Annotated in this window: 11 protein-coding genes; 7 read left to right on the top strand and 4 right to left on the bottom strand. The window is 42.9% G+C overall.

The window, feature by feature from the left end; genetic code table 11:
• Positions 1-245 precede the first annotated feature (245 nt).
• Entirely contained in the window at positions 246-1760 is a 1515-nt protein-coding gene (locus QH73_RS13165) for a GAF domain-containing sensor histidine kinase (RefSeq protein WP_039713414.1), read from the top strand.
• A 92-nt stretch (positions 1761-1852) separates the two neighbouring features.
• Here QH73_RS13165 and QH73_RS13160 read toward each other — a convergent pair whose 3' ends face one another.
• The gene (locus QH73_RS13160; protein ID WP_039713415.1) at positions 1853-2665 is read right to left on the bottom strand and encodes a glycoside hydrolase family 16 protein; all 813 of its coding nucleotides are present in this window, start codon (positions 2663-2665) and stop codon (positions 1853-1855) included.
• 656 nt (positions 2666-3321) lie between these two features.
• Here QH73_RS13160 and QH73_RS13155 point away from each other — a divergent pair.
• From QH73_RS13155 to QH73_RS13140, 4 genes are all read left to right on the top strand, one after another.
• On the top strand, positions 3322-4755 hold the full coding sequence (locus tag QH73_RS13155; RefSeq protein ID WP_039713416.1) for an IctB family putative bicarbonate transporter: 1434 nt from the start codon (positions 3322-3324) through the stop codon (positions 4753-4755).
• A 178-nt stretch (positions 4756-4933) separates the two neighbouring features.
• Positions 4934-6292: a Mur ligase family protein gene (locus tag QH73_RS13150; protein WP_039713417.1), complete on the top strand. Its 1359-nt coding sequence runs from the start codon at positions 4934-4936 to the stop codon at positions 6290-6292.
• Positions 6293-6354: 62 nt separating this feature from the next.
• Positions 6355-7077: a DUF4253 domain-containing protein gene (locus tag QH73_RS13145; RefSeq protein ID WP_039713418.1), complete on the top strand. Its 723-nt coding sequence runs from the start codon at positions 6355-6357 to the stop codon at positions 7075-7077.
• A 13-nt stretch (positions 7078-7090) separates the two neighbouring features.
• Complete coding sequence (locus tag QH73_RS13140; RefSeq protein WP_201278131.1) at positions 7091-7903, top strand: type 1 glutamine amidotransferase; 813 nt, start codon at positions 7091-7093, stop codon at positions 7901-7903.
• A 24-nt stretch (positions 7904-7927) separates the two neighbouring features.
• Here the strand turns inward: QH73_RS13140 and QH73_RS13135 are convergent, their stop codons facing one another.
• The 3 genes from QH73_RS13135 to htpG form a co-directional block, all read right to left on the bottom strand.
• The gene (locus QH73_RS13135; protein WP_039713419.1) at positions 7928-8665 is read right to left on the bottom strand and encodes an ABC transporter permease subunit; all 738 of its coding nucleotides are present in this window, start codon (positions 8663-8665) and stop codon (positions 7928-7930) included.
• Positions 8666-9289: a Uma2 family endonuclease gene (locus QH73_RS13130; protein ID WP_039713420.1), complete on the bottom strand. Its 624-nt coding sequence runs from the start codon at positions 9287-9289 to the stop codon at positions 8666-8668.
• A gap of 248 nt (positions 9290-9537) precedes the next feature.
• Positions 9538-11550 carry a molecular chaperone HtpG gene (htpG, locus tag QH73_RS13125; RefSeq protein WP_039713421.1) on the bottom strand — a complete coding sequence of 671 codons (2013 nt, stop codon included), beginning with the start codon at positions 11548-11550 and terminating at the stop codon, positions 9538-9540.
• A gap of 21 nt (positions 11551-11571) precedes the next feature.
• Here htpG and QH73_RS13120 point away from each other — a divergent pair, with 21 nt between their 5' ends.
• Together QH73_RS13120 and QH73_RS13115 are read left to right on the top strand one after the other, a co-directional pair.
• On the top strand, positions 11572-11709 hold the full coding sequence (locus QH73_RS13120; RefSeq protein ID WP_165587690.1) for a hypothetical protein: 138 nt from the start codon (positions 11572-11574) through the stop codon (positions 11707-11709).
• Between the two features lie 165 nt (positions 11710-11874).
• A complete protein-coding gene (locus QH73_RS13115; RefSeq protein ID WP_039714496.1) occupies positions 11875-12714 on the top strand; it encodes an FAD-binding domain-containing protein in 840 nt (279 codons plus the stop codon).
• Positions 12715-12768: the final 54 nt, after the last annotated feature.

The following is a 12768-nucleotide window of genomic DNA, read 5'->3' as shown; positions in this document are numbered from 1 at the left end:
AAGAGAGCTGAGGGAGCGATCGGGAGAAAGAGCAACTGTCAACTGTCAACCCATTACTACCAATTACCCATTACCCATTACCAACTCCTTAAGAGTTAGCAAAATCTTTCTGTGATGAATTGTTGATCCTGAATAAAAATCGGGAATCTTAAGTCTAGTAGATATCCCTGAAATCAGGGTTAGATACAGCACAACATTGATGTTGCAGTTCGATCGCTTTCTTGCAGTGTAAGGTGGATTGGTAAATGGTGGAGCCAGAAAACAAATTAGTGTGTCGAGGGGATGCTGGCGTAGATCCAATGATAGATCGGCGCATGAAAGCGTTGTCAGAACTGGGTTTGTTGGAAGCTCAAACTACGCCAGTTTTTGAGGAAGCAACTCAAACTGCTGCCCACCTGCTAGAAGTACCGATCTGCATTTTGGGGTTTTTAGACCGCAATCGCCACGTATTTAAATCAGCAGTGGGTTTGTCGCGTTTGGGGTTGATGAATCCGCTAGCGCAGGAAAGACAGTTACCAATCCACGAATCGTTTTGCACTCAAGTGGTCGAAACGAGCCAAATCGTTAACGTTGGCAATACCCGCGCTCATCCTGCCTTTGCCAACAGCGTCTTAGTCCAGCGTTACGGTGTTCTGGCTTACCTGGGAGTTCCATTGATTGACTCCTCCGGTTTATGCTTGGGTGCGATCGCGGTGATGGATTTAGAACCTCGCAATTTCAGCATCCAACAGATGAAATTTCTCGAACTCATGGCTCGTTGGAGCATGAGTGAATTCGAGCGCAATCGACTACTCAAAATGCAGCAGTTGGAGCCACTAGAACAGCGGGCGATCGAGATTGCACCGCAAATTCTCAACCCTGTACCAGCAATTTCTTTCTCTCCCCCTACTGCCTTACCAGAAGCCCTTTCCATTGTCCAAGTCAAACTCAAGTTGCTAGAGCAACTCACCCAAGAACTCAGAACTCCTTTAACATCAATTTTAGGAATGGCAAATGTCGTAGGACGAGAAATTTACGGTCCTCTGACGACGAAACAGAAAGAATATCTCGAAATTATTCAAAATAGCGGTCGCTATCTCCTCTCCCTGGTTAATGAAGTGTCTCAGTTGGGAGTCGTAGAAGAATATTCCCTAAGTCTCAATTTAACTACTGTCGATATCGAAATGCTCTGCCAGCAGGTACTCAATACCTTAGATGAGGTCGCCAAACGCAAAGAACAAAAATTACGACTATCGCTAGAACCTGCTAAAACTCGAATGTGGGTGCTGGATAAAGACAAGGTAAGACAACTGATATACCACCTGATATCAAGTATGATTCAAGCTGCTACAAGTGGGAGTGCGATCCGCATTCACATTTCCTATAAAGGCAACTCTACAGCCGATCGCGTGGGTCAAAGCAATCTTTTGAATCTAGCAATTTCAGTTTCTCATCCTTGGTTAGGAGAAGGATTAACCCCCGTCGATCCCTACTTAGGACAAGTTTCTGCTTTTCATGCTGCTCGTAGTGGTGATGAAAGGCAGGAGTCAAAAAGCAAAAGGTCGATGCACGAGCATGACGATCGTGGGGAAGACAAGACAGAATTAGTTAATGTCAATAGCTTCAATCGTTCTTGTGAAAGCCTACGTTTGTTGCTCAGCCGTGCTTTAGCAGAACTACACGGTGGTCAAATTGATATTTTAGGGACTCCAGAATCCGGCTATCGTTATGTCGTTAGTCTTCCTGAGCTAACATTGGCGCAAGCTAATACCGAAATTTAACTTTATTCAGTTTGAGGCGATCGCACTTTCATCTGAAGTAAAAATGCGATCGGCTTTATAAGTTATACAGTTGTTAGCTTGAATAATCTTCCTTATTGGCGTTGCCAAACTTTAATATAGTCAATGTCAAAATAGCTAGGAAACGGCGTGGAGTCGTCTGGAAGCTTATTCGTCCAAATTGGACCAATTGCTAGAGTCGATAAAATATACATTGGTTGTTGCGGAATATTTTCGCTGTTTGTATAGCGCATTCGCTCTACTCCATCTACGTACCAAATCATCGCATTTGGCTCCCATAGCACTGCGTAAACGTGGTAGTTTTCTGAGAAATCAAAGTTGTTACCCCACGATAAAGATGAGTATGTTGGCTTGCCGCGATCGTTGATATAGTGCAAGACCATCAGCACGCTTTTCATATCTGAACCAACAAACTCCGCGATGTTCACTTCTGGAGGCCAGTTTCTATTCTCTGCGGCAAGCCACATGGTAGGCCAAAAACCCCTCCCTTTAGGGACTTTGGCTCGTATTTCTACAAAGCCGTACTGAAATGCATACCTTTGATGGGAAGAAATCATGCCAGATGTGTACTGAAATGTTGCATTGTAAGCATTCCAAATGCGTTTTTGAGTGCGTATACGCAAAATTCCATTTTGTACCAGCACTTCCTCTGGTAAAAACCATTGGATTTCTTGCGCTCCATGATTAGCACACCCCGCTCCCAAATGCCACCAATAGCAAGTATCCCATTTGAGCGGATCGAGAGATGTACCGTTGAATTCATCCTCGAATACCACCCGCCAGTTATCTGCCCGCACGACAGTTGGGCTGAATAATGTGGTTGCGATAATAGCAAAACTAAGCAAAGTTGGTCGAACGCTCTTTCGCAACCAAAAGCTGTGTTTCATATTTGTAGAACATTGGCAAAGTTAATTTCGGTCAATTGACTTCATTTCGTGTTTAACACTTGGTTGACAATTGCCCTTTAAGAATTTGGTAAGATTTTATATTTACGATTAGTAATTTGGCAATATCCTCGCGCTACTAGCGATATTTTATTTTGCTGGTACGGGTAGATTTATGCTCCAAAATGCAGAGCATTTTTTATACGTAATAGCTTCAAAACTTAGGGGAAATTGGAGCCAGATTGACAAACCTATAAATATACTTTAGACACATCTAGTCGAGATGTATTATTGTTGACTTTTTCAATAATTCATATCTGTCTGTAGATATATCTTTATACTGGCTATAGCCGACCAAAAAATTGTAGAGAAAAACTCCACTGCGTGGACATACGTAGCTCTTGATGATTTCTAAAAATCAAACAAACTGCTAGGTAAGCGATCGTGCGTGACTGAGAGGACTCAGCATTCACTTAGCAATTTACAAGTACTAATGGATACTACTAGAAATGTATTCAATGACAATCGTAAATTTGTAGAGATAATTGTGACTGACATTGTGTATTGAGCTAAGGCAAATAAAATTCGCGATCGCGGTCAGTCAAGTCAGCCTAACGTTGACTTAAGATAGACCAATCCCTATCCCGCAGCTCATGCTTATGAATTCAGTTTGGCAGCAATTTACTTTGTCTAGCTTGCCGCTGCAAGAATGGCGACGTGCAAGCTACTTACACCGTTCTGTTGTCGGGCTATTTAGTACTTGGCGACAGGGTAGCTGGCTGATGCAATGGTCGGAAGTCCTGGCAACTTTACTAGTGAGTTTGGTCTTCGCGCTTGCGCCATTTGTCTCCAACGACCTGATTGGCGTGTTACTCTTTGCTTGTGCTAGCTTCTGGGTACTGCTGACCTTGACAGACGAACGGCGTTATGAGCCAGAGCGTGCCAATACTCTGACTCCAATTCATTTGTTGGTATTGCTCTACTGGGGCATCTCTACAGTAGCTACGGCACTATCGCCCGTCAAAGCTGCTGCTTTCGTAGGTTGGCAAAAGTTGACTCTATATTTAGTGCTGTTTGCCCTGGCTGCGAGGATTTTGCGATCGCCGCGCATCCGTTCTTGGCTGATTACCCTCTACCTCCACGTAGCCCTGATTGTTAGCATTTACGGTTTACAGCAGTGGTTTTATGGGGCAAATGCTCTTGCTACTTGGGTAGATACTCAATCTAATCTCACTCGTATTACCCGCGTTTACAGCTATCTCGGTAATCCGAACTTGCTAGCTGGTTATCTACTACCAGCCGTGGTCTTGAGTTTGGTTGCTGTCTTTGCTTGGCAGCGCTGGGTTCCCAAATTGTTAGCACTAACAATGTTCGTTGTCAATAGTGCCTGTCTCGTTCTTACCTTTAGTCGTGGCGGTTGGATGGGACTACTCGTAGCGATTTTTGCCGTGTTGGTACTATTGGTGTATGTGTTGAGCGTCCATTTCCCCGCGTTTTGGCGTACTTGGTCGCTACCATTGCTTGTCGGCGGCGTGGCGCTGCTGTTAACAGGTGGAGTGTTGTTTGTCGAACCAATCCGCGATCGCTTTTTGAGTATCTTCGCTGGAAGGGGTGACAGCAGCAACAATTTTCGCATCAACGTGTGGATAGCAGTGATCGAGATGATTAAAGACCGTCCCATTTTAGGGATCGGTCCTGGGAACACTGCCTTTAACAAAATTTATCCGCTTTACCAATTGCCTCGTTACAATGCCCTAAGTGCCTATTCGATCTTGTTGGAAGTAGCCGTAGAAACTGGTTTTGTTGGTTTAGCTTGCTTGTTGTGGTTGCTAGCTGTCACCTTCAACTCAGGGTTGCAACAACTGCGCCGTTTGCGGCAAACTGGCAGTCGAGAAGCATTTTGGTTAATTGGAGCGATCGCGGCTTTATTTGGAACTCTGGTTCACAATATTGCCGATACTGTCTGGTATCGTCCTGAAATCAACACGATTTGGTGGTTTATGGTAGCGATTATTGCTAGTTACTATGCTGCCCCAGTCACGCGATCGGATCTTTTGGCTAATTCCTCTTTCGATCGCGGTTCGACGAACTGATTCGATCCCCCCTAACCCCCCTTAAAAAGGGGGGAATTGAAAGCCCCCTTTTTAAGGGGGTTGGGGGATCTGCCCACCAGGAAGATCGTTAAAAATCAACAACAGCCATCCTCTTTTCCCAAAAAGGCAGTAAAACAATACAGTAATACAACCGGATTGAGATCGAGCTGTGAGAAAAATGCAATTGATGGATAGACTGCGCTTGGGTGCGGCTGTATTGACAGCAAAAACCGTAACTTTTGGGGTGCGATCGCTGCGTCTGGGTGCGGCTAGCGTTTTACCAGGAGAAATTGCCCGTCGTCTTCAGCCAAAGTTGTTGCAACTGCTGAGTTGTCAGGTGAAGCAAGGAGTGATTCTCATTGCCGGAACGAATGGTAAAACTACCACATCCTTACTGCTGCGCACGATGTTAGAACGTCAAGGTTGGCGGGTTGTCCACAATGCAGCGGGGGCGAATTTAGAAAATGGTTTGATGACGGCGCTGTTACAAAACACCAACCCCATCGGTACACTAGATGCAGATTTTGCCATTTTGGAAGTAGACGAAAATATCGTTCCCAGGGTGTTAGCACCCCTGCAACCTCGGCTGATTCTAGCGTTAAACTTGTTTCGCGATCAGTTGGATCGCTACGGGGAAGTCGATACAATTAGCAGGCGTTGGGGACAGGCGATCGCACCTTTACCGTCAGAAACGATTATTGTTGCTAATGCTGACGATCCTACCTTGGCTTACATGGGGCAACAACTCAATCAAAATGTCTTATTCTTTGGATTGAGCGAACCAGAACACTATCTTGATGAAATTCCCCATGCTGTAGACTCAATTTATTGTCCTAGTTGTGGTACTCGTCTGGTTTATCAAGGTGTTTATCTTTCTCACCAGGGAGATTATAACTGTCCTAACTGCGGTTTTCACAAACCAGCCCTGGCGATCGATAGTCGGGAATGGGAGCAAATTTTAATTGGGTTGTATAACAAATACAATACTCTAGCGGCAGTGTTAGCAGCACAGCAACTTGGCGTAGATAAAGCGATAATCCGCGATACTATTGCTAATTTTCAGGCGGCTTTCGGACGTGCCGAAGAGTTGCAAGTTCGCGGTAAGCACGTCCGCATTCTCTTATCTAAAAATCCTGTGGGGATGAATGAGACAATTCGGGCAGTGAATGAGGTAAGAGGCGAGAGGCAAATCGAAGCGGAATCGCGTCAACTCGCACCTGTGTTGATGGTTTTGAATGACAGAATCCCCGATGGTACGGATGTTTCGTGGATTTGGGATGTGGATACAGAAAAGTTAGTCGAACGAGGAGGGACTTTAATAGTCAGTGGCGATCGCGTTTACGATATGGCTTTGCGTTTGCGTTACAGCCAGCCGCAGATAGATAGCAAAATGAATTTGGTTGTCAAGGAAGATTTAAAAGAGGCGATCGCAACTGCGCTAGCACAAACTCCAGCAAATGAGACTTTACACATTTTGCCTACCTATTCTGCCATGTTAGAAGTGCGGGAGATTTTGACGGGAAGAAAGATTTTGTAATAAGTTGTAAATCGTAAGTCGTAAGTCGTAAGTTGGAATGAACTGATAACTGATAACTGACTATGCTTTTATCTCAGACAGAAAGACATTTAGCTGCTGAAATCGATTTTGATGAGTCTGTTTTGGAGATGATTAAGCAAGAATGCCAAGTCAAAATGCAGAAAATTCTTTTAAAACAAGAGGTGTATCTCAAAGATAACGAATTGAGTTGTTTAAACGATGTTTTGCCAGCTTATTATCTTGAGTTTGACCAAGATGTTTACGGAGTTTACAATTATGGAGGTAATCTTTTAGTAGAAGGTTTGTCTATTATTATCCCAGCTTACATAAATTATAGAGAAATTTTTTTCAAGCTAAAACACTTATTGGCTCCGCATAGCTATCTGACAATCTGCGAAAATCGAGTTGGATTGACTCCAGAGAAAAACAGGTCGATCCAATATATTTCTAGAGTTTTAAATTATGTCACACAAGCAGAGTTAAGAATTGCAGTTTTTAAGGGTGAAGATCCTTTAGATCTGATTAAGATTTATCAGACTAACGGGTGGAATTATGATATTTCTCCTAAAGACATAATTAATAAATTCAAATCATGGCAAGAAGTCAGTGAATTTGAAATTATATTTGCTAGTAAAAGTAGCTTGAGTCTAGAATTCGTACGACCACCTACAGATATTGAAAAATTTGCTAAAGACGTAGCTGAAATTTGTCCCGATCTCCAAAATACTCAGCTAGTTGCAAGCAAGATCGAGAAGTATAAAAGCCTTTATTTAACCTGGAATTGAGCAAGAAATATATATGAATTTGGAAAATATGGAAATTACAATTGGCTGGTTATATCCAACTTTAATGAGTACCTATGGCGATCGCGGTAATGTTATTTGTATTCAGCGGCGCTGTGAATGGCGCAATTATACAGTGAAAATATTACCATTAGATCGAGATTCTACGGCTCAAGATTTTTATCAAGTCGATCTGCTGGTAGGTGGTGGCGCACAAGATAGACAGCAAGAAATTGTCATGCGCGACTTGCGCGGTGCTAAAGCTGAGGCGTTACGAGAAAAAATTGCAAATGGTACGCCAGGAATTTTTACTTGTGGTGCGCCGCAACTATTAGGACATTACTATGAACCAGGAGAAGGACAACGTATTGAGGGACTGGGATTATTTGATTTTGTCTCTATTCATCCTGGCTTAAATGCACGTCGCTGTATCGGTAATTTAGTCATTGAAGTGACAGCTAAAAAGTTAGCGCAGGAATTAGTAGCAATGACAGGTTCGCCACCCTACTTAATTGGATTTGAAAATCATGGTGGACGGACAAAATTAAGTCAAGTGGAGGCATTAGGACGGGTAGTATATGGTTTAGGAAATAATGGCGAAGATGGTACGGAAGGAGCATTTTATCAAAATGCGATCGCCACTTATTCGCATGGCCCCCTGTTACCTAAAAATCCATTTTTAGCTGATTGGTTGATTCAAACTGCATTAAGACAAAAATATCAGGAAGCGATCGCACTTTCAGCTTTAGATGATACTTTAGCTAACCAAGCACGGGAAGCAATGTTCAAGAAACTGCGCGTAAATCTGCCAGCTTTGGTTAAACAGTAGGGTGCGTTAAATAACGCACCCTACCTAATCGAGAATTAGGCGCGATCGCTTGAATCTTTTAATTGCTATGAATAGTAATCCTAGATTGGCGATCGCTAACACTAAGAAAACAATTAAAATTACGTGAGTCAAATTAATATTTTTTGCCGATCTCAAAAGACTTGTTTGTAATTGAGTTGGAATGAGGCTCAAACTCAAAAGTGGAATCCAAGTTAAAGCAATAGAAACAAAAGCTAATTGTTGGGCTGCTTGTTTGACTGTGGGACTGCGGAGAGAGACAATGACACCTATACTTGCCATAGCTGTAGCTGTCAAAATTCCCAATCCAATTCCAGTTAAAGTTATTCCTATCGGGTAGAGTAAAATTTCTCCTGTGTTATGAGTTAAATTAACAGCTATCAAGCCCGTTAGTAAGACTATTAACGTTAATAATAAACCATAGATAACAACTGTAATAATTTTACCAAATAGAATTGCTGCTTCTGATAGAGGACTTGCCAATAAAGTTTCTAAAGTATGTCTCTCTCTTTCTCCTGCAAAACTATCAGCAATAAGCGCCATAACTGGTAGAGTCGGTAGCCAACCCCAATAAGCAATTGTAAAGGGAGAGTCTACCCAAAATGTACCAATTTGAATGGGCATGAGCAAGCCGAATATTAAGATTAAAGGTAGCCAACTTAAAATCGTTGTTTTGAGGCTACCGCGCTGAAATAAAAGTTCGCGCCACTCTTTCCAAATGACAGTCCAAATATCAGTAATCAATTAGTTAATTTCTCTACTTTCTCCAACATTGATAACTTGTTGTGCTGTTAAATTTAGCTCTGGAAATAATTCCGATTGAATGCGATCGCTACCTCGATATTCTCTGGTTTCATATAACCCGTCTACGAGTTGGCAAACTGTAACTTTAGGAGATTCTGGAAACTCAATATCTTCAATAAAATCTACAATCCAATATTCCGGTACTTCAATTGCATTATAATCTCTACGCTTATAACGATGGTCGATCGCTACTGTCCCCGCACTAACTACTTCCACAACTAATGGGTGAATCATTCCTACAGCTAAAATAGCTTCTGTTAATGTATTTAAATATGGATCTTGTTCTGATGTGACTACCATCACGTCAGGAACATAAGCAGTATCCTTTCTTCCATACTGGGGAATTCTTACACCTGCACATCCTCGATAAGTTTCTAAGTTTAAGTCTAGCCGCTTAATTTCACCTCTATAAATGTCTTCTAAAAATCTAGCTATTTTACCATGTTGCGCTCGTCCTGTAGCCACAGGTACTAATTCTCCACGATGCAATTCATAAACAATATCTTGTGTTGCTTGGAAATTCAAATACTCTTCAAAAGTTACAGATTTAGTTAGAGTATCCATATATAATTACTTAATTTTTCTACGCTTTCCCATTTGCTTGTACTGGTTCTTTATACAAATACGATTTTTTTCTAAAAATTCTTCCAGCTGTTCTATAGGAACTTCAATCATCGCTCCATTCTTAAGTTGAACGGTAAACATAGTTAGTTGTTTCTCACAGTATTCCCCCATAATACTATGTAAACATCGTATTATAGGGAGCTAAATCTGGGCGACTTCTAGTCGCCCAATGCAAAACATGAGATAATTTAGCCACTAGTAGCGCGATCTGTCAGGCGAGTTAATACCTGATTAGAACGCTCGACAAAAGATTTCATTCCTTCAGCATTAAATCCTTTTTGTGCCATCAATGCTAAGTCATAAACGTGTTGGCAAATTGAATTAGCTAATTCGGCACTAGGCGATTGTCCTTCACCTTGAATAATACTGCCTTGGCTGAGACTGACTAAATTTTGAATCAGCGGATGAGCCGTATTAACTAGCAGAATATGATCGTCAGGAAACTGTGCTGTTTGCTGCTGGACGAAGGCACTCATTTCTTGAATGCGACGCATATATTCTGGTAACAATACCATCGCCGGAGGCGTACCTTGGGGATCGTCAGATTTTAATGCTTCAGTACGGATATTGAGTTTGGGTTTATTCAAGGCTTTTTCAAATAATTCCTTGATTAATTCGCTGCGAGTTTTATTCGTAGTCGGATCGACAATTTCCCCAGCTTTATCTTTGTCGAGTAAGGTTTGATCCAGATCGGAATCAACGCGAGAGAATTTAACGTCTGAATACTCTCTTTCTAGGAAAGAAATAAAGTGGGTATCGATGAAAGAATCCATGAACAGGACTTCTAAACCCTGTTTTTTATGCAGTTCGACATAAGTTGCTTGGGTAACTTCATCGGTGCAATAGTAGACGCGATTTTCATGACGTTCTTTGTTGCGTTCCAGGTATTCTTTCAGCGTTGTGTAGGAGGATGTTGTAGGGGCGGGCTGTTCGCCTGTACCGGAAGTCGATGCTGGTTGTACGTCTTGCCATGCGTCTCCTTCTTCTGCTTGCACCTGTACGGCTGGCGTTTCGCTTTTCGCCGCTTGAGTCTCGCCTTTCGCCTCGTAAGTTGTGCGATAAATGACGATATCTTCGACTTGCTTTTTGAATTTCTCGTCGTTGAGAGAACCAAACTTGACGAACGTACCTACGTCTTGCCAAACTTTGATGTAGTCTTCGCGGCTATCGCGGTATAGTTCTTTAAGGCGATCGCCAACTTTACGAGAAATATAATCGGCAATTTTCCTGACCGTCCGGTCTGTTTGTAAAGCGCTGCGGGATACGTTAAGGGGAATATCGGTACTGTCAATCACTCCCCGCATGGGTAGTAAGAATCGCGGGATAATCTCTTCGCAATGGTCGCTGACAAAAACTTGGTTGCAGAATAGTTTGATCTGTCCTTGGGTGACATCAACATCCGGTCTGAGTTTGGGGAAATACAAAATCCCGTTGAGGATGAAGGGATAGTCGGTGTTGAGATGCACCCATAACAACGGTTCTTCCTGAAAAGGATACAGGTAGCGGTAAAATTCCAGATAATCTTCTTTGGTGAGATTATTTGCCGACTCCCGCCAAGGTGCTTTCTGCTGGTTGATAACCTCGCCATTCAGTTTGATGGGGACGGGGAGAAAATCGCAATAGGTCTTGACAAGTTGCTTAATACGTGCATCTTCTACATACTCCTGCTCGTCTTCCATTAAATGCAGGGTAATAGTCGTACCGCGATCGCTCCGAGATGAATCTTCTAAAATAAACTCTGGGGAACCGTCACAACTCCAATGAACGGCTGGCGCACCTGCTTGGTAAGACAGAGTATCGATCTCGACTTTTTGCGCCACCATAAAGGAAGAGTAAAAACCCAAGCCGAAATGACCGATAATCTGCTGGTCAGATTTTCCCTCGTACTTGTGAATAAATTCTTCCGCACTAGAGAAAGCCACTTGATTGATATATTTCTTCACTTCCTCCGCCGTCATCCCGATTCCGTTGTCAGAGATGGACAGGGTTTTGCGATCTTTGTCTATAGCAATTTGAATCTCTGGTTCGCCCATCTCGCCGGAATACTCCCCAGCGCGGGACACCATTTTCAGCTTTTGGATGGCATCAACTGCGTTTGAGATCAATTCCCGCAAGAAAACCTCATGGTCGGAGTAGAGAGATTTCTTAATAATGGGGAAAATATTCTCAGTGTGGATGCTGATTGTGCCTTGTTCCCGCATACTAAATCAGTGTTGTGTGAAATGTTCTTTAATCAGGATCTTAATGGCTTAATCCCTGCGATCGCTCTTTACTTAACTAAAGATTCCCCCCAACGCCGATTCGGTTTACCCTACCTATTTTTGGATAAGGGAGACAATTCAATGCGCGATTTACAATAAACGTTGCGCTACACTACCCCTTCGGGGAAGCAAGCTACGTGAACGTAATTCGCAACTACTGCTGTACGGGCGGGTTTTGACCAAAAATTTCTCGCCGCCAGCCGTGAATCTCTTGCTAAACCCGCCCCTACGATTTCCTGATAACTGACAACTGATATGAAGGATATGCAACGCGATTTTACCAGCCGCGAAGAACTGGTAGCTTACTTAAAAGAACAATTTCCCACCGCCGCGAGTCGAGATGATAACATCAGCGAAACTGTGGGGGGTCGTAAAGCGGCTGAAACAGCTTTACAAATAGTAGATCCGGGACGTTACGCCAAAACTCGGAATTTTCTCACGGGTGCGGTAACTCGCCTTTCGCCTTATCTGCGCTATGGAGTTTTGAGTTTAGCTGAAGTTAAGAAATATGTCTTGAGCAAAATTCAGCAGCCAGATGAAGCGACGAAATTAATCAACGAACTCGGCTGGCGTGACTATTGGCAACGCCTATATGTCAAATTAGGAAATGGAATTTGGGAAGATCGAGAAGAGTATAAAACTGGTTACACTGCCAAAGAGTACGCCCTCGAACTACCAGAAGACATCAATACAGGGACGACAGGGTTAGTTTGTATTGACAGTTTCAGTCAACAAATGCGTCAGACAGGGTATCTACACAACCACACTCGGATGTGGATGGCTGCTTATATGGTGCATTGGCGACGCATCCGCTGGCAAGTTGGGGCAATATGGTTTCTGGAACACTTGTTAGACGGAGATCCGGCGAGTAATAATATGTCTTGGCAGTGGGTAGCGAGTACGTTTAGCCACAAACCCTATTTTTTCAACCGTGAAAACTTAGAACGTTATACGAATGGTGTTTACTGTCGCGAATGTCCCCTCTACGGACATTGTGACTTTGAAGGTAGTTACGAACAAATAGAACAGCGATTGTTTCCCAAAGCAGAATTTAATCGGCAGCCCAACAGTCAAAGTTGGCAACGCGGGAAAAAAAGGCGATAGGAATCAGAAGTGGTAGGGGCGGGTTTAGCAAAAGATTCACCGATTGTAACAATC

Source organism: Scytonema millei VB511283 (assembly GCF_000817735.3).
Classification (GTDB): Bacteria; Cyanobacteriota; Cyanobacteriia; order Cyanobacteriales; family Chroococcidiopsidaceae; genus Chroococcidiopsis; species Chroococcidiopsis millei_B.
The sequence above is the reverse complement of the archived record's forward strand: the minus strand, read 5'-3'. Positions and strand labels throughout refer to the sequence as shown.